Annotated in this window: 25 protein-coding genes and 1 tRNA gene; 21 read left to right on the top strand and 5 right to left on the bottom strand. The window is 34.5% G+C overall.

Annotation, left to right across the window (positions count from 1 at the left end):
• Positions 1 to 24: 24 nt before the first annotated feature.
• From dnaJ to LF845_RS07195, 5 genes are read left to right on the top strand one after another with little or no spacing between them, the layout of a single operon-like run.
• Positions 25 to 1140 carry a molecular chaperone DnaJ gene (gene dnaJ, locus LF845_RS07215; RefSeq protein ID WP_242820335.1) on the top strand — a complete coding sequence of 372 codons (1116 nt, stop codon included), beginning with the start codon at positions 25 to 27 and terminating at the stop codon, positions 1138 to 1140.
• A complete protein-coding gene (locus tag LF845_RS07210) occupies positions 1141 to 2397 on the top strand; it encodes a sensor histidine kinase (protein WP_242820334.1) in 1257 nt (418 codons plus the stop codon). It begins immediately after the preceding gene.
• On the top strand, positions 2390 to 3709 hold the full coding sequence (locus LF845_RS07205; protein WP_242820333.1) for a sigma-54-dependent transcriptional regulator: 1320 nt from the start codon (positions 2390 to 2392) through the stop codon (positions 3707 to 3709). The genes LF845_RS07210 and LF845_RS07205 overlap by 8 nt, the downstream gene beginning before the upstream one ends.
• Before the next feature lies 1 nt (position 3710).
• Positions 3711 to 5093, top strand: coding sequence for an argininosuccinate lyase (gene argH, locus LF845_RS07200; protein WP_242820332.1), 1383 nt, complete (start codon positions 3711 to 3713; stop codon positions 5091 to 5093).
• Positions 5083 to 5958, top strand: coding sequence for a hypothetical protein (locus tag LF845_RS07195; protein ID WP_242820331.1), 876 nt, complete (start codon positions 5083 to 5085; stop codon positions 5956 to 5958). The genes argH and LF845_RS07195 overlap by 11 nt, the downstream gene beginning before the upstream one ends.
• On the opposite strand, the gene LF845_RS07190 is transcribed toward LF845_RS07195, so the two are convergent.
• Positions 5951 to 6433 (bottom strand): cyclic nucleotide-binding domain-containing protein, encoded by a 483-nt coding sequence (locus LF845_RS07190; RefSeq protein ID WP_242820330.1) that lies wholly within the window; start codon positions 6431 to 6433, stop codon positions 5951 to 5953. The genes LF845_RS07195 and LF845_RS07190 overlap by 8 nt on opposite strands.
• 75 nt (positions 6434 to 6508) lie before the next feature.
• Here LF845_RS07190 and LF845_RS07185 point away from each other — a divergent pair, with 75 nt between their 5' ends.
• Together LF845_RS07185 and LF845_RS07180 are read left to right on the top strand one after the other, a co-directional pair.
• Positions 6509 to 7888 carry a class II fumarate hydratase gene (locus tag LF845_RS07185; RefSeq protein WP_242820329.1) on the top strand — a complete coding sequence of 460 codons (1380 nt, stop codon included), beginning with the start codon at positions 6509 to 6511 and terminating at the stop codon, positions 7886 to 7888.
• 2 nt (positions 7889 to 7890) lie between these two features.
• Positions 7891 to 8712 (top strand): nitroreductase family protein, encoded by an 822-nt coding sequence (locus LF845_RS07180; protein WP_242820328.1) that lies wholly within the window; start codon positions 7891 to 7893, stop codon positions 8710 to 8712.
• 24 nt (positions 8713 to 8736) lie between these two features.
• Here the strand turns inward: LF845_RS07180 and LF845_RS07175 are convergent, their stop codons facing one another.
• Entirely contained in the window at positions 8737 to 9252 is a 516-nt protein-coding gene (locus LF845_RS07175) for a nitroreductase family protein (protein WP_242820327.1), read from the bottom strand.
• A 238-nt stretch (positions 9253 to 9490) separates the two neighbouring features.
• On the opposite strand from LF845_RS07175, the gene LF845_RS07170 reads away from it, so the two are divergent.
• Positions 9491 to 10144, top strand: a complete 654-nt coding sequence (locus LF845_RS07170; RefSeq protein ID WP_242820326.1) for an acetate uptake transporter — start codon at positions 9491 to 9493, stop codon at positions 10142 to 10144.
• A 105-nt stretch (positions 10145 to 10249) separates the two neighbouring features.
• Positions 10250 to 10519 carry a 30S ribosomal protein S20 gene (gene rpsT, locus LF845_RS07165; protein WP_242820325.1) on the top strand — a complete coding sequence of 90 codons (270 nt, stop codon included), beginning with the start codon at positions 10250 to 10252 and terminating at the stop codon, positions 10517 to 10519.
• 28 nt (positions 10520 to 10547) lie between these two features.
• Here the strand turns inward: rpsT and LF845_RS07160 are convergent, their stop codons facing one another.
• Positions 10548 to 11531 (bottom strand): YhdH/YhfP family quinone oxidoreductase, encoded by a 984-nt coding sequence (locus tag LF845_RS07160; RefSeq protein ID WP_242820324.1) that lies wholly within the window; start codon positions 11529 to 11531, stop codon positions 10548 to 10550.
• Positions 11532 to 11613: 82 nt separating this feature from the next.
• On the opposite strand from LF845_RS07160, the gene LF845_RS07155 reads away from it, so the two are divergent.
• The 3 genes from LF845_RS07155 (at position 11614) to lysA (ending at position 14083) form a co-directional block, all read left to right on the top strand.
• Positions 11614 to 11961, top strand: a complete 348-nt coding sequence (locus tag LF845_RS07155; RefSeq protein WP_242820323.1) for a cupin domain-containing protein — start codon at positions 11614 to 11616, stop codon at positions 11959 to 11961.
• A gap of 2 nt (positions 11962 to 11963) precedes the next feature.
• Positions 11964 to 12770 carry a ZIP family metal transporter gene (locus LF845_RS07150; RefSeq protein ID WP_242820322.1) on the top strand — a complete coding sequence of 269 codons (807 nt, stop codon included), beginning with the start codon at positions 11964 to 11966 and terminating at the stop codon, positions 12768 to 12770.
• Between the two features lie 62 nt (positions 12771 to 12832).
• On the top strand, positions 12833 to 14083 hold the full coding sequence (lysA, locus tag LF845_RS07145; protein WP_242820321.1) for a diaminopimelate decarboxylase: 1251 nt from the start codon (positions 12833 to 12835) through the stop codon (positions 14081 to 14083).
• 17 nt (positions 14084 to 14100) lie between these two features.
• Here the strand turns inward: lysA and LF845_RS07140 are convergent, their stop codons facing one another.
• Entirely contained in the window at positions 14101 to 14835 is a 735-nt protein-coding gene (locus tag LF845_RS07140; RefSeq protein ID WP_242820320.1) for an acyl-[acyl-carrier-protein] thioesterase, read from the bottom strand.
• Positions 14825 to 15586 carry a bacteriohemerythrin gene (locus tag LF845_RS07135; RefSeq protein WP_242820319.1) on the bottom strand — a complete coding sequence of 254 codons (762 nt, stop codon included), beginning with the start codon at positions 15584 to 15586 and terminating at the stop codon, positions 14825 to 14827. The genes LF845_RS07140 and LF845_RS07135 overlap by 11 nt, the downstream gene beginning before the upstream one ends.
• An 84-nt stretch (positions 15587 to 15670) precedes the next feature.
• On the opposite strand from LF845_RS07135, the gene LF845_RS07130 reads away from it, so the two are divergent.
• The 9 genes from LF845_RS07130 to LF845_RS07090 all read left to right on the top strand — a co-directional run bounded on the left by LF845_RS07130 (position 15671) and on the right by LF845_RS07090 (position 24311).
• Entirely contained in the window at positions 15671 to 16075 is a 405-nt protein-coding gene (locus LF845_RS07130) for a hypothetical protein (RefSeq protein ID WP_242820318.1), read from the top strand.
• Between the two features lie 59 nt (positions 16076 to 16134).
• Positions 16135 to 16207: transfer RNA gene (locus tag LF845_RS07125), tRNA-Ala, on the top strand.
• Positions 16208 to 16231: 24 nt separating this feature from the next.
• Positions 16232 to 18154, top strand: coding sequence for a threonine--tRNA ligase (gene thrS, locus LF845_RS07120; RefSeq protein WP_242820317.1), 1923 nt, complete (start codon positions 16232 to 16234; stop codon positions 18152 to 18154).
• Between the two features lie 3 nt (positions 18155 to 18157).
• Positions 18158 to 18685 (top strand): translation initiation factor IF-3, encoded by a 528-nt coding sequence (infC, locus tag LF845_RS07115; RefSeq protein WP_341352899.1) that lies wholly within the window; start codon positions 18158 to 18160, stop codon positions 18683 to 18685.
• A 13-nt stretch (positions 18686 to 18698) separates the two neighbouring features.
• On the top strand, positions 18699 to 18896 hold the full coding sequence (rpmI, locus tag LF845_RS07110; RefSeq protein ID WP_242820316.1) for a 50S ribosomal protein L35: 198 nt from the start codon (positions 18699 to 18701) through the stop codon (positions 18894 to 18896).
• 19 nt (positions 18897 to 18915) lie between these two features.
• Positions 18916 to 19263, top strand: coding sequence for a 50S ribosomal protein L20 (gene rplT / locus LF845_RS07105; protein ID WP_242820315.1), 348 nt, complete (start codon positions 18916 to 18918; stop codon positions 19261 to 19263).
• Positions 19264 to 19350: 87 nt separating this feature from the next.
• The gene (gene pheS / locus LF845_RS07100) at positions 19351 to 20361 is read left to right on the top strand and encodes a phenylalanine--tRNA ligase subunit alpha (RefSeq protein ID WP_242820314.1); all 1011 of its coding nucleotides are present in this window, start codon (positions 19351 to 19353) and stop codon (positions 20359 to 20361) included.
• Between the two features lie 9 nt (positions 20362 to 20370).
• Positions 20371 to 22746 (top strand): phenylalanine--tRNA ligase subunit beta, encoded by a 2376-nt coding sequence (pheT, locus tag LF845_RS07095; protein WP_242820313.1) that lies wholly within the window; start codon positions 20371 to 20373, stop codon positions 22744 to 22746.
• Positions 22747 to 22901: 155 nt separating this feature from the next.
• Complete coding sequence (locus LF845_RS07090) at positions 22902 to 24311, top strand: HD domain-containing phosphohydrolase (RefSeq protein ID WP_242820312.1); 1410 nt, start codon at positions 22902 to 22904, stop codon at positions 24309 to 24311.
• The last annotated feature ends 8 nt before the right edge of the window (positions 24312 to 24319 follow it).

Raw genomic sequence — 24319 nt, 5'->3', positions numbered from 1 at the left:
AAATAAGGTCTTGGAGGGTTTAATTTGTCCAAAGATTACTATGCAATATTAGGTGTAAGTAAAAATGCTACTGAAATTGAGATAAAAAAAGCGTATAGAAAATTGGCGCTACAGTATCATCCTGATAGAAACCCTGATAACAAGGAAGCAGAAGAAAAGTTTAGAGAGGTCAATGAAGCATATCAAGTATTGAGTGACCCTCAAAAGAGAGCTCAGTTTGATCAATTCGGTAGAGTTTTTGATGAAAACGGCTCATCAGGATTTTCAGGCCAAGACTTTGGGTCTACAATATTTGAAGAGTTTTTTGGAGATGTATTTGGAGATTTTTTTGGTGGAGCAAGGGGTGCAAGACAAAGGAAAAGACCAAGAAAAGGCTCCAATATTGAAGTAAACGTTGAAATAGAATTTCTTGAGGCCTGTTTTGGTATTTCAAAAAAAGTTAAAGTTCCTAAAACTGCTAACTGCAAGCGTTGCGATGGTACTGGTGCCGAGCCGGGTGGAGTTACTACATGTAATACATGTCATGGTACGGGGCAGATAACTCAAAGACAAGGTTTTTTCACATTATCCACTACTTGCCCACAGTGCGGCGGTACAGGGGAATTTATAAAAGACAGATGTAAAGAGTGTAAAGGTGAAGGTTCCGTAAGAGAATATAAGACACTTGAAGTCAAAATTCCTGCCGGGATAGAAAACAATATGACCTTAAGAATTTCAGGCGGCGGTAACGATGGAATTTATGGGGGACCGGCTGGAGATTTGTTTGTGCATGTTAAGGTTAAAGAGCATGAATATTTTAGAAGAGAAGGCAGAAATATTATCTTAGATGTTCCCATCTCTTTTGTTGATGCATCTCTTGGTACCTCTCTTAATATTCCTACAATAGATGGCAGTGAAACGATTAAGATTAAACCAGGCACTCAACCTGATGAAAAAATAGTATTAAAAGGGAAAGGTGTCCCGGATGTTCAGGGTTATGGAATAGGAAATATGATAATCAATTTAAAGGTTGTAATTCCTACGAAATTGAGCAAAAAACAAAAAGAACTTTTGGAGACATTTAAAAAGGAATCAAATGAGGATACATACTCATCTGAGAAAAGTCTGTGGGAAAAGATGAAGAGTTTTTTTAATAGTTAGATGAATATTTTTAAGCAGGTAAGACTATTACTTTTTGCAGCTATATTTTTGAATTTAATATTGATATTTTCATATGTTTCTTCTGCAAATAGAAACCTGCAGCATTTTAAAGCCCATTTGCACGAATATGCAAATTTTATAATGAAAACTCTTGAGGGTGGCAATAGAGTATTTATGATGCAAATGGGATATTCCCGTAATAACTTTAGACTGCTGGCCAATGAGCTTGCCAAAAACGAAAATGTTAAAAATCTTATTGTAACTGACAGCCAAAATGAGATAATCTTCAGTCTGTCTACTCCGGATGATTATCAGCAAAACCTTTTGGAAAAAAATATTTTTGAAACGAAAAATGAGCTTGTATTTAAAAGGGTGATAAAATTTAACCCCTCAAGGTGGAGGATGGGGATGATGAGTTCCCCTGAGCTTCCTGCTTCTAATATTTCTCTAACTGCTTATCTAATAATGGATTTGTCAGGCTACAACAAAATTAAGCGAGAAATTTATTTTAATATATTTTTTACTGTGTTGTCGGAAGTTTTATTGATACTGATTGCTGTTTTTCTATTTAAAATTTTTAAAAGCTATATCAAGACTCAGGAAGACTTAAAAAGAGCTGAAAAGGAAGCCGAGCTTGGAAAGTTTGCCAATATTCTTGCCCATGAGATAAAAAATCCCCTTAGCTCAATGAAAGGGCTTGTGGAATATAGTTTGAAGAAAGAGAGTGATGAAAAGCTAAAAGATTATTTATCAAGGTCACTAACGGAAATTGACAGGTTAAACAAGATTGTAAATGATTTCTTGGATTTTGGCAGGCATATAAGGCTTTCTACTAAGCTTTTAGATATTGGACATTTAATTAATCGGGCGGTTGATATATTAAAATACGATTTGAATGATAAGACTCTGACTATTGAAGTGTTAGGTGAAAGTTTTCAAATTAATGGCGACGAGGATAAGATTTTTCAAGTTTTAATTAATCTTTTTTTAAATGCAATAAGTGCTTCACCTGTTGGAGATAAAATTATTGCAAGGTTAGACGCAAATATTAAAAAAATTACAATAATAAATAATGTTGTAAATATGGATTTTGATAAAAATAAAATATTCGAACCATTTTATACAACTAAGGCAAAGGGGAGCGGGCTTGGGCTTGCCATATCTAAAAAGATTATCGAGCTTCACGGTGGTAAGGTAGAGGTTGAAAATATCTACCCCTTCACAATATCGGTAAATTTTGAGGGTAAAAATGGGTAAAAAGATATTGATAGTTGATGATGAACAAAACCATAGATTGATGCTTAAAATACATCTTGAAGATGCAGGATATGAAATACTTGAGGCGGAAAACGGGCTTGATGGTCTTTATCTGGCTGAAGAAAATGAACTTTATGCTATTTTGTTGGATATAAAAATGAGTGTTATGGATGGCTTGACCGTTTTGACGAAGCTCAAAGAAAAGGGATTAAATACACCTGTAATAATGATTACAGCTTTTAACAATGTTAGGACAGCGGTTGAAACGATGAAGCTGGGAGCTGTCGATTTTATAACTAAGCCTGTTGATATAGATATGCTTCTTAAAAGCCTTGATAATCTGGAAAAGGTTGTTACTGAGGAGATAAAGGTTAACAATATACCTGATGACTTTATATTTGAAGGTGTTTATTCAAAAGAAGGGCTTGGCAAAATTGTAGATTTATTAAAAATGGTTGCTCCGACTGATGCATCTGTTATGATTTACGGAGAATCAGGGACTGGTAAAGAATTGGTAGCTAAGGCTATTCATAATAATTCACCAAGAAAAAATAGCCAATTTCTTGCGGTAAACTGTGCGGCTTTAAATGAAAACTTGATAGAAAGTGAACTTTTTGGGCATGAAAAAGGTGCTTTTACAGGAGCAACAAGTCTTAAAAAAGGGAAATTTGAGTTAGCCGACGGTGGGACAATCTTTTTAGATGAAATAGGGGAGATGCCCCTTTCAACTCAGGCAAAACTACTAAGAGTATTACAGGAGAGGGAATTTGAAAGGGTTGGGGGTGTAAAGACTATAAAAACAGATACAAGGGTAATTGCCGCTACAAATAGAGATTTGGAAGCGATGGTTAAGAGCGGTGATTTTAGAGAGGATCTTTACTTTAGGTTAAATGTATTCCCTGTAAAGTTGCCCCCTTTGAGGGAAAGAAAGACGGAAATACCGCTTTTAGTTAACTATTTTTTGGAAAAGTATGCGTCGAGGTTTTCAAAGGTAATAAAGGGATACACAAAGGAATTTATTGAGAAGCTTAGCAGTTATAATTTCCCCGGCAATATAAGAGAGCTTGAAAACATTATAGAAAGAAGTATAATTCTTTGTACTTCGGATAAATTAAGTGCAGATGTTTTACCTGAACTTAAAATTGAGGATAACGAGGATATTGACACATTAGACGTAAAGGAAAATGAGAAACAGTTAATTATAAAAGCATTGAAAGAAACAAATAATAATAAGTCAAATGCAGCTAAAATACTTGGTATTTCAAGAAAGACTTTGCACAACAAAATAAAGGAATATGAGATTGAGGTGTAAGATGAGTGAGAAACCGTGGGCTGGAAGATTTTCACTTCCTACAGATAAATTTGTTGAAGAGTTTAATGCATCAATACATTTTGATAAAAGATTTGCCGAATATGATATCAAAGGGAGTATGGCTCATGTAAGGATGTTGGCAAAGCAAGGAATAATCCTTGAAAGTGAGTCCGAGCAAATATTGGAAGGTTTAAAAACGGTGCTGGAAGAGATTGAATCAGGAAAATTTGAATTTAAAACTGAAGATGAAGATATACATATGGCAGTTGAAAAAAGGTTGAGGGAGCTTATTGGGCAAGTGGCAGGAAAGCTTCATACTGCAAGGAGCAGAAATGACCAAGTAGCTGTTGATTTTAGAATGTATTTGAGACAGGAAATATTTGAGATAAAAAATTACCTCAAACTTTTGTTAGAAACTATTTTGAATAAAGCAAAAAATGAAATTGACGCAGTCATGCCTGGATATACCCATCTTCAGACCGCTCAGCCTATACTTTTTTCTCACTATATGATGGCTTATTTTGAAATGTTTAAAAGGGATTACCAAAGATTTACAGATATTATTGATAGATTGAATTATTCACCACTTGGTGCGGGCGCTTTGGCAGGCACCACTTTTAATATAGACAGGGAATTTACTGCGAAAGAGCTCGGATTTATAGCTCCTACGTTAAATAGTTTGGACTCTGTCAGTGATAGGGACTTTGCCCTTGAATTTTTGTCAGCCGCTTCCATATGTCAAATGCATCTTTCAAGGATGTCGGAAGAGTTTATTATATTTTCAACGTCAGAATTTGCTTTTATAGAGCTTAGCGATGATTATTGCACTGGCAGCAGCATAATGCCTCAAAAGAAAAATCCGGATATTCCTGAGCTAATAAGGGGCAAAACAGGCAGAGTGTATGGAAATATGATTAGCCTTTTTACTACGATGAAAGGGCTGCCACTTGCATACAATAAGGATATGCAAGAGGACAAAGAGCCCGTATTTGACACGGTTGACACTTTAAAGGCGTCATTAAAAATATTTTCCCCTATGATAGAAAAGATGAAACTTAATAAAAGTAAAATGTATTCTTCTGCAAAATTAGGATTTTCAACTGCAACGGATTTGGCTGATTATCTGGTAAGAAGGGGGCTGCCTTTTAGAGATGCGCATCATGTTGTCGGCAGAGCTGTGGCATATTGTCTTGACAAAGGGGTAGACCTCTCAGACTTAACTATTGAAGAATTAAAAGGTTTTTCTGAGCTTATAAAAGATGATATATATGATTATATTACGCTTGAAGCTTCTGTTAACAGCAGGAAAGCCACAGGTGGGACTGCAAAAGTATCTGTAGAGCATCAGATTAAGCTTGGACAAGAGTTTTTGAGTGAAAATTAAAACTTTTATTTTACTAAGTATATTTTTTTTACTGCTTGCTTGTGGAAAAAAAACTGACCCTATCCCTCTTGACACACTTATATTACCGCAAGTTGAAGTGGAAAAGGTTTTGAAACTTGACGATAATGGAGTTTTGATAAAAAATATTTCAAAATATGTTCTTTATGTGGAAAAAGCAGAGGTAATTGGCGATTGTGCACAAGAATTTAGTGTGATAGCTAAAATAGAGCCTAAAGGGAATTACATTGATAACAATGTGACTAAAGGTGTTGATTATATTTACAGGCTTTTTAACGTGGATGAAAATATAAAGGTTGCCTCAAAAGAGGTGACGAAGAAAATAACTTTTAATTATCCTGTTAAAGTGGAAAAGTTTGAGAGTTCTCTTCTATCGGATAAGTATTTAAAGGCAGAATTATATTTTAGTGACGAAATTGGTTATTATGAAGTGTATCTCAATTCAAAATTAGTAAAAAAATCAAAACAGATGCAGTTGGAGTTGCCTCTTGAAGATAAAGATATCAATACGGTTGAAATTATTCCTTATGATAAGTACTTTAACAAAGGTATAGTATTTAAAAAAGATTTTATTTCATATTCAAAATATCTTTTACCAAATGTCAAGGGGGTTAAATTTATAGACAAGGGGGGCTCGTTTATTTTGAGTTGGGATAGTGTTAGAGGTGCCACTGGTTACAAAATTTATCTTATTGAAAATACAGATAAAAAGTTTATCGAAATGTCAAAAGAAAATTTTCGGGTGTTACAAAAAAATGGCAGATGTGTCTTTGGTATTTCAGCTTTTAATGACTACACAGAAAGCAATCTATCAATAATAAATATTTGTGGTAAAAGTATTAAATAACTTCGTGGTTTAAGGTTGCTTTCAAGATACTTTTAATTCTGTCTTCTATCTTAAATAGTCTTTCAGCTAAAACTTTTGAAAGCACAAAAGATAGCTTACCAAATAGTAAAGGGTTTTCAGATTTAATTTTTTTAAAGATCTCCTTTGACAAGCTTAAAATAACAGTATCAGTCTTTGCAAATGCGTTGGCAGAGCGAGGATAGTCAGAAATTATTGCCATCTCACCAAAAATTTCTCCTACTTTGAGAGTAGTTATAAAAAAGACTACCTGATTTGATATTATTTTTGATATACCAACTTCACCTTCGACAATTATATGAAGCTTATCTCCGTGTTGACCTTCTTTTATAATATCGTCCCCTTTTTTAAAGGTTTGCACTTCGCAGTACGATAGGACTTCTCTCAATTCATCTTGGGTTAAATCTATAAACTTTGGATCAGTTTTTAATATGGAAAAATATTTCTCTGCTGTCATTTTTACCCCCGAGCTTGCCAATTGTACATATAATATGATATAAAATTATTAAAGGCAATAAAAAAGGGGGTAATAATGTCAGAATATAGGATTGAAAAGGATAGTATGGGGGAAATGCAAGTCCCAAAATATGCTTATTGGGGCGCTCAAACTGCCAGAGCAAAGTTGAATTTTAATATAAGTGGAAAATCACTTCCAAAAGATTTTATAAATGCAGTAGCTATTGTTAAAATGGCAGCTGCCAATGCCAATTTGAAACTAAAGCTAATTGATGAAGAGAAAGCCTATGCCATAGTAAAGGCTGCCCTTGAGATTATTGACGGTAAACACGATGACCAATTTCCACTCGATATTTTTCAGACAGGTTCAGGTACTTCTACCAATATGAATGTCAATGAGGTGATTGCCAATCGTGCTGTTGAAATACTTGGTGGTAAGTTGGGTGACAAAGGGCTTTGTCATCCTAACGATGATGTCAATATGGGGCAATCGAGCAATGACGTAATCCCTACGGCTATACATATTTCTGCTGCTTTACTTATGAAAAACTTGATTTCCGCTCTGGAAGGTCTAAAAAAATCGTTTATGGCTAAGGCAGAAGAATTTAATGAAGTCATAAAGATAGGTAGGACTCACCTGATGGATGCTGTCCCTATGACTTTAGGGCAGGAGTTCTCAGGTTATGCTTCACAGATAGATAAGGCTATAACGAGGTTTTTAGATCAGGAGAAATGGATTGTTGAATTGCCATTGGGGGGTACAGCACTTGGCACTGGCATTAATACTCACAAAGATTTTGCAAATATTGCTATAAATGAAATATCAGAATATACCGGAATAAAATTTAAACAGGCAGACAATCTTTTTGAAGCGATTGCTACAAAAGATGGGGTAGTATCTCTTGCGGGTGCCATGAACACACTGGCTGTAAGTTTAATGAAGATTGCAAACGACCTGCGTTTGTTAAGCTCAGGACCAAGATGCGGCATCGCTGAAATTACTCTACCTTCTTTACAACCCGGAAGTTCTATTATGCCCGGAAAAGTTAATCCTGTGATACTTGAATCAACTATTCAGGTGGCTGCAGAGGTAATGGGTAAGTGCCACACAATCTCTATTGCAGGAGCCAGCAGTTTATTGGATTTGAATGTTATGATGCCTTTGATTGCCGATAGCGTTATATATTCACTAACCTTATTAACTAATGTATCTAAACATTTAGATGAATTTTGTGTGAGAGACATTAAAGCTAATATCCAAAGGTGCAGTGAGCTTGTTGAGTGGTCTATGGCAATTGTTACCCCTTTGGCTAAGGTAGTTGGTTATGATAAAGCAGCTGAAATTGCATATAAGGCTTTCAATGAAAGGAAGACAGTTAAGGATGTTGTAAAATCAATGAACATATTGCCTGATGATGAAGTAGAGAAAATTTTCGATCCAAAAAGTATGGTGTAAAAATGGGGATTAATTTTAAGATTGATGAAAATTTATGCATTGGATGTAAAAAGTGTGTAACTGATTGCCCTGTAAGCATAATCGGTTTTGATAAAGTTCCTTTTATGAAAGATGAGACCCATTGCTTGAAATGTCAGCACTGCCTTGCGGTGTGCCCTACAGGTGCATTGTCTATATTGGGAAAAGATCCAAAAAACAGCATTAGTGCCGATATGATTAACCTTGATAGTAGCGAGCTTGAAAAATTTATAAAGTTTAGACGGACTGTAAGAAAATTTAAGGACAATGAGCTTTCAGAAGAGACTCTCAATAAGCTAATAGAAGCGACAAGTTATGCACCAAGTGGTCATAATAGCAAAAAAACGTTCCTGACGATTACAGCGTCTAAATTAGAAACAGATAATTTTTTAGCTTTTATGATGAGAGAGTTTGAGATTTATTTAAAAAGTAATACTCTTCCTGATGCTTACTCTTTTTTAAAATATGTCCATTATCAATATAAGAAAAAGGGTGATGATGTTACTTTTAGAGGCGCACCTCATATTATAGTTACATCAATTCCTAAGGGGCTTACTATTTCTTATGTAGATACAATTATTGCTTTGAGCTATTTTGAAATATATGCAAATTCTTTGGGGGTAGGGACTGTTTGGAGTGGTATAGGGAGATATTTTTTTGAAATTCTTCCTAATTTAAAGGATTATTTAAAAATACCCGAAGAAAATTCGATAGGTTATGTTATGGCTTTTGGTATTCCAGATGTCAGGTATTATCGTACGGTGCAGCACGAAAAGTTAAATCATAAAATTTTGGGGCTTAAATAAGCCCCCTTTGTTTTTTTTAAAAAACTAATGCTTAAAGCTATTGTAGTGGATTCTTTCGGGCTTGAATCTATCAACAGGAAAGCCACTCTTTTTTGAATATCCTAACACTATAAGCCCAAGTGGGATTACGTTTTCAGGCAACTTAAAATAACGTTTAAAATCTTTTACCCTTTCTTCATTTGGGTAAATACCGCACCATACAGTTTGTAGGTTAAGTGCCGGGGCTGCCGTCAAGATATTCATTATTGCAGCTGAGCAGTCTTGCACCCAAAATCCTTTATATCTTTCGAGAGATGTATCGCCTAAGACTATAATGCAAGCAGGTGCATCATATAGCATCTTAGCATGAGGGTGCATATCAGCTATTTCATTTTTTATTTTTTCATCATTAACTACTATAAAATGCCACGTCTGCTGGTTACCCGCAGAAGGTGCACACATTGCAAGCCTAAGCAATTCTTCTATTTTTTCATCTTCTACGTTAATTTGCTCAAATTGTCTGATACTTCTCCTTGTTTTTATTGCAGTTAACACATCCATAAATACCTCCTTTCAATGATAAATTAATTTCTTATCATACGTTTTCTTTGGTTAAAATGCAAGAATTGTACATGTATTACTTTACCTTATAGATATGTTATAAAATAATTGTGTTATAAAAACATACTGCTATTAATTATATATGTATAATTTAAATTTAAAATTAATTTATTATTGACAAATAAATGTATTATTTATAAAACATATTTTGTTTTTAATGGATAAAAAAGGAGGATGTATGAGTAAAACAGTAAGTGCTCGTATTGAGTCAAAAGGAAATGAATATGTTAAGGAGAGTATTGAAAAGGGTGCAATGATAGCTGAAACCATCATTAAAGATACTACTGCAAATCCAGCACCGCTTGGTTTGATGGGTTTTGGTTTAACTACGATTCTTTTGAATATGCATAATGTTGGATTATTTGGTATTAGTAGTATGATATTAGCTATGGGTATTTTTTATGGTGGTTTGGCTCAAATTATTGCCGGTGTAATGGAGTGGAAAAAGAAAAATACTTTTGGTACAGTTGCATTTACATCTTACGGGTTGTTTTGGATTAGCCTTGTCTTTATAATTATGTTGCCAGAATTGGGTGTTGCTAAGAAACCAAGTGGTACAGAGATGTCTGCTTACTTGTTTATGTGGGGAGCGTTTTCCACAATTTTATGGATAGGCACGTTTAAGGTTAATAAAGCTTTAATGATTGTGTTTTCCTTGTTAGTAGTTTTGTTTATGCTTTTGGCATATGCAGATGCCACAGGAAGTCATACTGCCAAACTTATTGCCGGTTATGAAGGTATAATTTGTGGCATAAGTGCAATATATACAGGTGCTGCTCAAATAATTAATGAGATGTATGGTAGAGCTATTTTGCCGATAGGGGAGTTTTGAATATGATTTTTTTGGGAAAAGTACATTTGTGCCAAAAAAATCTTGACTTTATCTTATCGAGTTGCTATTAATTACAGCTCAATTTAGAAAAATATGAGGTGTTAAATGGCGCATACATTGTCAGCTAAAAAAAGAATTAGGCAATCTGAAAAGAAAAGACTTAGAAACAAGGCTTACAAATCTAAGATGAGAACACTTACCAAGAAGTTTGTTGCTGCAGTTAATAACGGTGAATTAGCTGTTGCTGAGGAAAGCTTTAAAACAGTTTCAAGAGAAATTTTAAAGATTTCTACTAAGGGTGTTATTCATAAAAATCAAGCTGCAAGAAGAGTTTCAAGACTTGCCAAAAAATTAAATTCAATTAAATCAGCATAAAAAAGGGGCTTATTTGCCCCTAATTTTTTTAAATCTTTACGACAACCCTACCGGCAATTTGACCTTTCAGTATTAAATCTATTTTTTCTGATAATTGTTCTAAACTAACTTCCTGGTATATCTGTTGCACATAATCTTTATTCCATCTTTGGGAAATATTGTTCCAAACATTCTCTTTTACTTCAATTGGTTGCTCTACTGAGTCTATTCCTAAAAGGTTTACACCCCTTAAGATGAATGGAAAAACAGTAAGGTTTAATTCATGTGATTTTGTAAGTCCGCATGTGGTGGCAGAGCAGCCGTATTTTAGCGATTTAATTGCAGTAACAAGTATATTTCCACCTACTGTATCTACAACTCCGCCCCATCGAGGTTTTAACATAGGTTTTCCACTTTCATCATCTATCTCTTTTCTATCTATTATTTGTGAAGCACCAAGGGATTTGAGCATCTCTTCTTTTTCCTTTTTTCCTGTGGCAGCCACAACATTATATCCTGACTCAGAAAGCATGGCTACAGCCATTGAGCCTACACCACCAGTTGCCCCTGTAACGAGGATTTCACCACTTTCCGGAGTAAGTCCATATTTTTCAAGTTGGATTATAGATAATGCAGCGGTAAAGCCGGCAGTGCCAAATATCATGGATTCTTTTAATGTGAGGTTATCAGGTTTTTTTATAACCCATGACGCTGGCACGCTTATATATTCTCCAAATCCACCTGGAGTGTTCATTCCTAAGTCATAGCCGGTAAGAATTACCTCTTCACCCTCTTTAAATTTATCTGATTTACTTTTATATACCACGCCTGCAGCATCGATTCCAGGAGTATGGGGATATTGTTTTGTTACACCTTTATTACCAATAGCAGATAGTGCATCTTTGTAGTTTAAAGAGGAGTATTTTACATTAATTATTACATCGTTGTCCGGCAATTCATTGATATCTTTTTCTTCAATGCTTCTAATATATTTCCCATCTTCCTCTTTTACTATCATTGCATTAAATTTCATAACTTCCTCCTTTTAATTTTTTCAAAATGTATTATAATCATAATTTAAAAAGAGTTTAATTTCAATAACATTAGGAGGAAATATGTTTATAGGGCATGAAAAGGATATTGAGAAAATCGGATTTGATGGTGATAATATTAAAGGTGTAATTAAGCAGTCACTTATTGGGCCTGACCAAGGTTGGGATGGTTATATAATGCGGGTATTTACTGTTGAAGAAAGCGGTTTTACTCCAAGACATTCACACCCTTGGCCACATATAAATTATGTAATTAGCGGTAAGGGGACACTTTATTTAAGTGGTAAAGAGTATGAGATTAGTGCCGGCTCAATAGCGTATGTCCCTAATAATACCGCTCATCAGTTTATGGCAAATAAGGGTGAAACTATTAAATTTATCTGCATTGTCCCAGAGGAAGGTGATAAGTAAGTATGTTTGAGTATTTTTTGAGTTTGCCACATACTGCTCAGGCGCTTTTGGCGACACTTTTTACATGGTTTTTAACTGCTCTTGGGGCAGCAATGGTTTTCTTTTTTAAGACAATTAATAAGAGAATTTTAAATCTGATGCTTGGATTTGCTTCAGGTGTAATGATTGCCGCAAGTTTCTGGTCGTTACTTGCTCCTGCAATTACAATGGTTGAGGAAGAAGGTGGAATCATTTGGTTGCCTCCGGTAATTGGATTTTTATCAGGTGGGGCTTTTTTATGGATAGTTGATAAATTTTTACCTCATATGCATATGGATAAACAGGAGAGTGAAGGGGTTAAAACATCTTTACAGCGAAGTGTTTTACTTGTTTTGGCAATTACTTTGCACAATATTCCTGAAGGACTTGCAGTAGGGGTTGCCTTTGGTGCTATTGGAAATGGTTTAACATCCGCCTCAATTGGTGGAGCAATAGCCCTTGCAATAGGTATCGGTATTCAAAATTTTCCTGAAGGGGCAGCTGTTTCTGTCCCACTAAGGAGAGAAGGTTTTAGTAGATTTAAAAGTTTTATGTATGGTCAGGCTTCAGGTATTGTAGAGCCTATAGCAGGTGTGGTAGGGGCTTTTGCTGTAGTGCTGATGAAACCTATTTTACCTTATGCTTTATCATTTGCTGCGGGGGCAATGATTTATGTCGTAGTAGAAGAGCTTATTCCGGAGTCCCAATTTGGCGATGAAATAGACTTGTCAACAATAGGAGCTATGATTGGTTTTGCCGTAATGATGACTCTTGATGTTGCCTTAGGTTAAGTTTAGTTGAAAATAGTTTAAAAATATGTTATGTGTGCAAAATTTTTTGGAGGAATCAGTTTATGGTGGATAAGAAATTGCCTTTTACTAAAGAGCAGATTGAGAGAATAATTGAAAAATATCCTACACCTTTTCACATTTACGATGAAAAGGGGATTAGGGAAAATGCTAAAAGATTAAAAAAGGCTTTTAGTTGGAATGATGGATTTAAGGAATATTTTGCAGTTAAGGCAACACCTAATCCATATATTTTAAAACTCTTAAAAGAGGAAGGATTTGGGGCCGACTGCAGTTCAATGGCTGAACTTATTTTGTCTGAAAAGGTAGGGATTGTTGGAGAAAACATTATGTTTACTTCTAACGAGACACCTGAGTATGAATATGTCAAGGCTAAACAGTTGGGGGCTATAATTAATTTGGACGATATTACTCATATCGATTTTGTAGATAAAGTTTGTGGACTTCCTGAGCTAATCTGTTTTAGGTACAACCCTGGTCCTCTTAAAGGTGGTAATGCTATTATTGGCAAGCCTGAAGAAGCTAAATATGGGTTTACAAAGGAGCAATTGTTTGAGGGTTATAAGATTTGTAAAGAGAGAGGAGTAAAGAGATTTGGGTTACATACGATGGTGGCATCTAATGAACTTGATCCTGAATATTTTGTAGATACTGTAAATATGCTCCTTGATGTTGCTCATGAGATTACAAATGAAGTTGGGATAAAGTTTGAATTTATCAATATGGGTGGTGGTATCGGTATCCCTTATAGACCTGAACAAAATCCTGTTGATTTGGAGTATGTTGGAAATAAAATTAAAGATTTATTTGATAAAAAGGTAAAAGGTACAAAGCTTGACCCTTTAAAGCTTTATATGGAAAACGGCAGGATGATTACAGGACCTTACGGTTATCTTGTAACCAAAGCTATTCATAAAAAGGACATTTATAAGAAATATATCGGTGTTGATGCCAGTATGGCAAATCTTATGAGGCCTGGTATGTATGGTGCATATCATCATATTACTGTGCTTGGCAAAGAGAATGAGCCTAAAGATATGGTATACGATGTAGTTGGTTCATTGTGTGAAAATAATGATAAGTTTGCTATTGATAGAAATTTGCCTGAAATAGAAAGAGGCGATATTATTGTAATACATGATGCAGGTGCACATGGACATGCAATGGGCTTTAATTATAACGGTAAACTAAGGTCTGCAGAACTTTTGCTTAAAGAGGATGGAGGTGTAGAGCTTATCAGAAGGGCAGAAACAATAGATGACCTTTTTGCTACCTTAGATTTTTCAAGATTATAACAAAAAAGGGGCTGAGTTTAGCCCCTTAATTTATATTCTCCGGTACAGAAATCTATATCATCTTTAATTAGAAATTTGCCTGTTTTATCTTGTTCAGAAAGTATAATATTTACAGACTTATACGATTGAGGTATCTCTTTTAAAAATTGACAAGATATTGACTCTATAAATGGTAATTCCCCTTTAAAATTAAAAAGTCCTGTTTGAAGGTAATTGAAATAAGCAGTATTGTTTACATGTTCATTAGAGTCAAAATCGGAATACCTAAGTGTAATTTTATCAGAAAATGATATATTCCCATCAAAATCAAACTTCTTTTTTTGAAGACTCTCAAAGTTTGGTTTAATAGTAAGAGAATTGTATTTTTCAATTATCTCACTTGGAATTTTTACTATTTTTCGCTTTCCTAAATCAATAAAATACCAAACAGATGTAGCTTTTGCAAAGACCATACCGTCTTTTTTTAATTCAAAATCTCTTGTAGCAGTGAAACCTTTTGCTCCAAGTGACCATGTTACTATTTCAATCTCATCTCCAAAAGTGGGTAAATCGGATATTTCGATCTGTAATTTAGCCAAAATCCATGTGTAGCCTAAGCTTTTTAAAAACTCAGTCCCGTTGCCAACCTGTTCGGAGTGAGTGACAGCGGCATATTGAAGATAACTAAAAATTGAATCGATTCTTAAGTTTAAGTTTTTATCAACCTCATTGTAGTTGACTTTATGTTTAAATTTGATTTTTTTATTTTCCATGATAAAAATCTGCAAATTTTTTGTCCGAGCCGAGAATGTGTTTTATTAACCATTCGTTAAGCCCTAAAAATATCTCCTCGATTAGTTCAGTATTTTTTTCGCCAACCTGGTCTTTGATACTTAATACTGTTTGCTTGAATTTGCTATGCTCTTTAATATGGTTTGAAGTTTCAGGATAGTTTACTTCTTTCATCAATTTTTCTTCATCACTAAAATGCTTGTCAGTATATTTTTCAAGGTAATTCACAACCTTGAGAGTTTCTTCTTTTGATGCGTTATCCATTATCTTAGCTACAAATTTATCAATGAAAACAAATAGCGACTTATGTTGAGCATCTATTAATTTAATACCTAAAGAGAGGTTTTTCAAAAAAACTGTTTTGTTTAGAAAGGGGAGAAAAGTATTATCTAGTTCTAAGAAGCATGAGTCAATGTATTTTTCAAGTGCTTGCTGTAACCTAATTTTTAAATCATCCTTAAAACCATAAAGTTCTGCTTCCAGATAGATATCATTCAGGGTCTTAATACACTCATCAGTATAATCCCTATATATTTCACTGTTTTCAAAGCTGTATCTAGTCATTAAATTCCACAAAAACTTGTGGAAATTTTTGAGCTCATTGATGAGAGCTTTTATCTCATCCAACCTAATGGTACCAATGTCTTTACTTGCTATGAATTCGACTTTCCTACATAAAGCTTCGTAAGTTTCGGTAAGTAATTCTACTTTTAATATATTTTCTTCAGTCATTTGTATATACCTTCATATTGAAATATTGGGAAGATTATATTATTATTCGTTCAGTAGTCAATATTTTAATTAAAAGGTTTAATTATGAGACTTGTTGCTTCTTTTAGATATTCTAAACTTGATGGGGTTTATTACAATAGTTATTATCAGTTAAAAATAGTTAAGGATGATGGCAGTATTGAGCCATATGTTGATGACGAGTTCTACCGTATTTTTGAGGCGGTTGCTAAAAACACAAACAGTAACAATATATTGCAATGTAGCCTTGATAAAAGCACGAATACAAATTTAATACATGTTAAGATAAATCTTATTTCATTATTGGAAAATGAGCCTTATGTTAACCAAGATTATTCAAATATTTTGGATAGTATGCAAAAGATAATAATAGAGCATTTTATTAAAAATAAATTATTGGAAAAGACCTTTAAGTATCGCGATATACTTAGAGGGGTTGATATAGATCAACTAAAATTTGATATTTCTTAATTTTTTAGAAAAAAAGGTTGAATGATTTGTTCTAATGTTATATAAACACATTCATTTTAGGGGCCATAGCTCAGTTGGGAGAGCGCATGAATGGCATTCATGAGGTCAGGGGTTCGACCCCCCTTGGCTCCATCTAAATTATAAAGCGAGGATAGTATGAACATATATTTGCCTGATGGAAACGTGTTTGAGTTAATGGAAGAAGCTACTGTAATTGATTTGGCTAAAAAAATTAGTAATGGCCTTGCCAAAGTTGCTATTGCAGGTGAGGTAAATGGTAAATTGGTAGATTTATACCATAATTTGAAAGATGGAGATAAGGTCAGAATTGTTACCAATAAGGATAAAGAAGCGCTTGATATTCTTAGACATTCTACTGCTCACTTAATGGCTCAGGCAGTTAAAAGACTTTTTCCTGAAGCAAAAGTTACGATAGGTCCGAATATAGAAGATGGTTTTTATTACGATTTTGATATTGAAAGGCCTTTTACTCCTGAAGATTTAGAGAAAATTGAAAAAGAGATGAAGAAGATTAGCGACGAGAATATACAGATAAGAAGAAAAGTTTTGAGCAAAGATGAGGCAGTAAAGCTTTTTAGTTCAATGGGCGAAACTTTTAAGGTGGAGATAATCAATGAGCTTGAGGAGGGCGAAGTTTCACTTTATGAACAGGGGGATTTTGTTGACCTTTGTCGCGGACCTCATTTACCAAGCACGGGGAAAATAAAGTTTTTTAAATTGTTAAATGTCGCCGGGGCATATTGGAGAGGTGATGAAAACAATAAAATGCTTCAGCGCATATACGGTACAGCTTGGTTTAAAAAAGAAGATTTGGATGATTATTTAAACAGACTTGAAGAAGCTAAAAAAAGAGATCATAGAAAACTCGGAAAGGAGTTGGAGCTTTTTTCAACATTTGATGAAATCGGTTCAGGTTTAATTTGTTGGATGCCAAAAGGTGGTAGGATGAGGGCTACCATTGAGGATTTTTGGAGAAAAAAACACTACGAAAATGGTTATGAGCTCTTGTATACGCCTCATATAGGAAAATCTAATTTGTGGCAGACTTCAGGCCATCTGGATTTTTATAATGAAAATATGTATTCACCAATGGATATAGAAGGGCAAAATTACTTTATAAAGCCAATGAACTGCCCTTTCCATATTATGATTTATAAATCTAAGACAAGATCTTACAGAGATTTACCCCTTAGATGGGCTGAGCTTGGTACTGTTTACCGTTATGAGCGTTCTGGTGTATTGCATGGGCTTTTAAGGGTAAGAGGTTTTACTCAAGATGATGCCCATATCGTTTGTGCACAAGATCAGATTGAGTCAGAAATAAAAGAGGTATTGCGTTTTTCCCTTGAAATGTGGAAAGCGTTTGGATTTGAGAATATAAAAGGTTATATTGCAACCAGGCCTGAAAAAAGTGTGGGCGATGAGTCGATGTGGGAGAAGGCTACAAACTCTTTAACTGAGGCTATAAAATCATCAGGGATTGAATTTGAAGTAGATGAGGGTGGTGGAGCATTTTACGGCCCTAAAATTGACTTAAAGGTAAAGGATGCTATCGGTAGAGAATGGCAAATGACAACAATACAATTCGATTTCAATCTTCCTGAAAGATTTGATATGTCATATGTTGACAAAGATGGTCAGCAAAAGAGGCCTTTTATGGTGCATAGAGCACTTTTAGGTTCTTTAGAAAGATTTTTTGGGGTACTGATTGAGCATTTCGCGGGTGCTTTCCCAATGTGGATTGCTCCTGTACAGGTTAAAATACTGAATATCAGTGACACGCAGATTGATTATTGTAAAGAGCTTTATAACGAACTAAAATCCAATGGGTTTAGGGTAGAGCTTGACTTAAGGAATGAAAAGATTGGGTATAAGATAAGGGAAGCTCAAATGGAAAAAATTCCTCATATGATTATTATTGGCAATGATGAAATGGAAAATAAAAAGGTTTCTGTAAGGCTGAGAAATGGAGAAAATAAAAATAATCTTGATTTTTCAGAATATATTGGTGTATTAAGAGAGCTTGATAAATCGAAGACTCAACAATTATGGAGGTGAGTTATAGTTAAGGAAGTTGATAAGGAAAGAGTAAACGAGGAAATAACCTCACCTGAAGTTAGGTTAATTCTTTCGGACGGTACTCAAAAAGGGGTTGTATCTATAGCTGAAGCGCTAAAGATTGCAGAAGAAGAAGGTTATGACTTGGTTGAAATTGCTCCTCAAGCTAAACCTCCGGTTTGTAAAGTAATGGATTATAGCAAGTTCAAATTTGAGAAGAGTAAGAAAGAGAAGGAAGCCAAGAAGAAACAGAAGCAACATCAAATTGATATTAAAGAGATAAAGTTTAGACCAAAAATTGAAGAGCATGATTACGGTGTAAAATTAAAACATGTCAGAAGATTTTTAGAAGATGGTGATAAGGTTAAGGTTGTGGTCCGTTATAGAGGTCGGGAAATGATGTTTATGGACCAGGGCCTTGAATTACTAAATAAATTAGTTAGTGATTTAGAAGATCTCTGTGTTGTAGAAAAAAAACCGGAGATGCAGGGTCGTCAGCAGACAATGGTCTTAGCACCGAAGGCTAATTAGTTAGGAGGTTTAGATGCCTAAGATGAAAACCCATAGGGGTGCTGCCAAGAGATTTAAAGTTACAGGCAGCGGAAAAGTGAAGTTCAAAAGAAACGGATTGAGGCATATCCTCACCTCAAAATCCGCAAAAAGAAAGCGCGCTTTGCGCCGCCCTGACATCCTGACAGGGGCTGATGCAGAAAATATCAAAAAACTGCTCCCCTACGCATAACAGGTAAAAGGAGGAAAATGTGCCAAGAGCAAAAGGTGGTTTTAAAACCAGAAGAAGAAGGAACAAATGGCTCAAAGTCAGTAAAGGATTTGTTGGTGTTCCCAATAATGTTTACAAAAAGAGCCGTGAAATAGGTGAACGAGCCTTAGCTGAATCCTATAAAGGAAGAAAACAGAGGAAAAGGGATTTTAGAAGGCTTTGGATTATTAGGATTAATGCTGCTGTTAGACAGTATGGTTTAAGCTACAGCAGATTTATCGGTATGCTTAAAGATAAAAATATCGATATTGACCGCAAGGTCTTGTCAGAAATGGCAGTTAATAATCCTCAAGAATTTGAGCAATTGGTTAAAAAGGTCTCAGCTTAAGACCTTTTAGACGGGGTGCAAAAGCACCCCTTTATTTTTATCTAAATTTATAATATAAATTTTCTTTAAACATAATCGGGGTGTTTTATGGATTTAGGTGTCGATATTAAGAGTATTTTGGAAGAGATAGAAAAAGTATCTAGCCTTAGTGACCTATATCAACTAAAGGTTAAGTATCTTGGTAAAAAAGGGATAATATCACAGCTTAATAAAAATCTAAAAGATATAGAAAGCGATAAAAGAGCTGAGTTTGGAAAGAAAATACATGAGTTGAGAGTTTTGTTTGAAAATAGCTATGATGAGAAAGAAAAAGCATTGAAAGAGATTGAAAGAAAACAGAAGCTTGCTTCTGAAAAAATAGATATTACGCTTCCGGGCTTTCCTATAAACTATGGAAGTATTCACCCTATTACAAAAGTTTACAACGAAATTGTTGATATATTTACTGCTATGGGGTTTGAAGTAGCAACCGGACCTGAGATAGAGTCAGATTTTTATAACTTTGAGGCTTTAAACATTCCTAAAGCTCACCCTGCAAGGGATATGCAGGATACTTTTTATATATCAGAAGAAGTGCTCCTTAGGACTCATACTTCCCCTGTTCAAATAAGGACAATGTTGGAACAAAAACCTCCGGTAAAAATAATTGCACCGGGAAAAGTTTACAGGTGTGATAGTGATGTAACTCATACACCTATGTTTCATCAGGTTGAAGGCTTATTAGTGGATGAAAAGGTCACTTTTGGTGATTTAAAGGGGACATTAACACTTTTTATAAAGAGACTTTTTGGAGATGATGTGCCTGTAAGGTTTAGACCGAGCTTTTTCCCGTTTACAGAACCTTCCGCTGAAGTTGATATGGGTTGTGTAATATGTAATTCTAAAGGTTGCAGGGTTTGTAAAAATACTGGGTGGCTTGAGATTTTAGGATGCGGTATGGTTCATCCGAACGTTTTTAAATCTGTCGGTTATGATTCTCAAAAATACAGAGGTTATGCATTTGGAATGGGGATAGAGAGAATTACGATGCTTAAGTTTGGTATTAATGATTTGAGGTTGTTTTTTGAAAACAACATGAAGTTTTTGAGTCAATTTTAGAGGTGAATTATGAAAGTTAGTTTAGAGTGGTTAAAAGAGTTTATTGATATAGATGGCATTAACCCGCATGAGATTGCTGACAGACTTACTATGTCTGGTCTTGAAGTGGAGTCTGTAGAGCATATCCCTTCAATAGAAAATATTGTTGTGGCTCATGTTTTGGAAAAGCAGAAGCATCCTGATGCAGATAAACTTTCAGTGTGTAAAGTCTTTGATGGCAAAGAAGAGTATCAGGTAGTTTGTGGTGCCAAAAATGTTGATAAGGGGCAAAATATAGTTTTTTGTAAAATAGGAGCAGTGTTGCCGGGAGATTTTAAAATCAAAAAGGCTAAGATAAGGGGTGTGGAGTCTTTTGGTATGATTGCATCCCTTAGTGAGCTTGGACTTGAAGAAAAAAGTGAAGGTATTTATGTTTTGCCGGAAGATATTAAGATTGGGGATGACCCTAACAAAATCTTGGGGCTTGGGGATTATGTCCTTGAAATATCAATTACACCTAACAGGGCTGATTGTCTAAGTGTAATAGGTGTTGCAAGGGAGATAGCTGCATTGTATGGTTTGCAGGTAAAAGAGAGGGAGTTTTCAATTCAGGAATTAGAAGAGGATGCAAATAAATATTCCTATGTGAAAGTGAAAAATAGTGAGATATGTCCTGTATATCTTGGTAGAATCATAAAAGATGTGGCCATAAAGCAATCTCCATTATATATACAAAATAGGCTTCGTAAGGCCGGTATTAGACCTATCAACAATATAGTAGATGTTACAAATTATGTCCTTTTGGAATATGGTCAGCCCCTTCATACATTTGACTTAAATGAGATAGAAGGTGGAATTGTAGTTAGAAATGCCGACAAAGGTGAAAAAATAGTAACCCTTGACGGTAGAGAGAAAGTTTTAGATGAGTCGATGCTTGTAATTGCAGATGAGAAGAAAGCTGTTGCTGTGGCAGGGGTTATGGGCGGCGAGTATTCCGGAATCAATGACAATACAAAAGATGTGTTTTTAGAATGTGCTTATTTCAAACCCGACAGTATTAGGTTAACTGCACGCAGGCTTGGTATGCAGACAGATTCCTCTTATAGGTATGAAAGAGGAATAGATATGAAAAATACTTATAAGATGGTAGACTATGCCGCTTACCTTTTATCAAAGCTATCCGGCGGTAAAATCTTAAAGAATACACTGAGTGATAATCCAAAAGGTTATGAGGATAAAGAAGTTAAAGTTAATTTTAACAAGATAAACTCTTATATCGGGCTTCAAATTTCAGAAGATGAAATTGTCAACATATTAAAAAGACTTAATTTTAAATTATCAAAACAAGGCACTGATTATGTTGTGGTGCCCCCTTCATACAGGGTGGATATAGAGATTTGGCAAGATATAGTTGAAGAAGTGGCAAGAGTTTACGGTTATAACAATATACCAACTTCTACTCCTGAAATTTTAGCTGACGGAAGAGTTAAAAAACCACTATTAAAAGCAGTAATGGATATAAAAAGACACCTTGCAGCTTTAGGTTTTGTGGAGGCTATAAATTATTCTTTTACATCTGAAAGATTTTTAAGCCATTTTGACGACAGTAAAAAATTTGTCAAACTTTTAAATCCGATTTCAGAAGACTTGGCGGTAATGAGGACATTTGTTTTTCCAAGCCTTCTGATGAATATTAAAAACAATTTAAATAATGGTTACAAAAATGTCAGATTTTTTGAAGTCGCTTCTACCTATTTAAAAAAGGATGATGGGCTTCCTGAGCAAAAAGTTAGTCTCTCTATTGCGGTTACAGATGATTTTTTTGGGCTTTATTGGGATAAAATAAAAAAGACTGAAACTTTTTATTACCTGAAAGGGGTTTTGGAAAATATAGGTAAGTTTTTCAATGTAAACTTTAATTTTGTGAGGTCTGACTTTGAGTTTCTTCACCCCGGAAAATCAGCTGATATTTATATAGAAGATAAAAAAATCGGCTTTATTGGTTGCATTCATCCTGATATTAATGAAAAAATAGATATCGATCTTCCTGTCTATGTTGCTGAATTGGAGTTGGAAGAGCTTGTAAATATTGTTAAAGACAGAAAAATTAAGTTTAAGAGTTTTTCTGTGTATCCATTTGTTTACAAAGATTTATCTCTATTAGTCAAAAAGGATATTTTCAGTGAAGATATAAGAAAATTTATATTGTCATATGACCCGCTTATTGAAAACTGTATTGTTTTTGATAAGTTTGAAGATGAAAAAATTGGTTTGGAAAATGTCAGTCTTGCTTTTAGAATTTACTTTTCACATAATGAAAAGACATTAACTGACGAAGAGACCAATGGAATCTTGACTAGACTAGTTTCAGATTTGGAAAAACGTTTTTTAGCTAAATTAAGATAGTTTGTGGGGGCTTTGCCCCCATTTTTTTTAGGTTTTTTATTTTATTCATTTTTATTGTTGACCAAATAGGTTAAATTTTCTAATTTCTTATAATATGTCGGGAAAATGTGGTTTTTGTATTTTTATAAATAGAGTATTGCACTTCGGAGAGCCGAATGAAAGATGCCAGAAACTATAAAGTACTTGTTGTTGATGACGAAGATTATATCAGAGAGAGTATTGAAATAATCTTAAGGACTGAAGGCTTTGAGGTTTTTTCTGTTAATAGCGGACCAAAAGCTTTGCAGGTTTTGCAGGAGAAAAATATAGATGTTGTTTTAACCGACATTAAAATGCCTGAAATGGATGGGGTCACCCTTTTAAAAAAGATAAAAGGGGAGTATCAGGTTGAGGTTATTTTGATAACTGGTTTTCCAAGCCTTGACACAGCCGTGGAAAGTGTCAAATTTGGTGCATACGATTATATTACCAAACCTTTTAAAGTTGAGGATTTATTAAATAAAATATTAAAGGCAATTGAAAATAAAAAGTTAAAAAAAGAAGTTGTCGAGTTAAATCAGATTATATCAATTTACGATTCGAGCAAATTTTTTGCTAATATTATGCATGTTGATGAAATATTTGAGAAAATGAATACAATTATCTTTGATTTTCTGAAAAATGATGGATATTTTATAAGACTTTTCACAAGAGAATATATAAAGGATGTGAATGTAGATAAAAATCTTAACAAGTTTATTACCGATAACTTTAGTTATAAGGAAGCATTGACTATATTTTCAAATTTAGAACACTATGAAACAACAGTAAAGTTAAACGGTAAAGATATAAATCTCTTATTATTACCTATGAAGAGCAGAGAAGGTTTGTGGGGGATTGTAGGTGTTTTCAGAGAAGGTTCCAGAAGTTATTCAGATTTGGACTGTAAAGTACACAGTATCTATGTTGACCAATTCTCTCTCTCTTTGTTAAATATATATAGTTTTGAAGATTTATCCAAAGGTTATCTGGAAACAATAACAGCACTTTCAAAAGCGGTTGATGCAAAAGACCATTATACTATGGGGCATTCGGAGAATGTAAAAAGGTACTCTTTGATGATTGTTGAGGAGATGGGGTTAAACGAGGAGTTTAAAGATGCAATGATATATGCCGGATTATTGCACGATATTGGCAAGATTGGTGTCCCCACTGAAATAATAGTTAAGCCTGATAGATTGACGAATGAAGAATACGAAGAGATGAAAAAGCACCCTATTCATGGCAAAGATATCTTGTCCCCTATTGAGTTTCTGGGTGATGTACCGTATTACGTTTTATATCATCACGAAAAATTGGATGGTAGCGGATACCCCTACGGACTAACAGCTGAAGATATCCCTTTGGGAGCAAAAATATTGCATGTTGCCGATTCTTATGATGCAATGACTACAGATAGAAGTTATAGAATGAGGAGAGATCCAAAGCTTGCCTTTGAAGAGCTTGACAGATGCACAGGGACTCAGTTTGACAAGGAGATTGTTTCAGCTTTTAAGTCTGCTATGAGGAAAAAAGGTAATAAATAATTGGAAGG

The sequence above is a fragment of the Deferrivibrio essentukiensis genome, from assembly GCF_020480685.1.
GTDB lineage: Bacteria > Chrysiogenota > Deferribacteres > Deferribacterales > Deferrivibrionaceae > Deferrivibrio > Deferrivibrio essentukiensis.
This window is presented reverse-complemented; position numbering and strand designations above follow the sequence as displayed.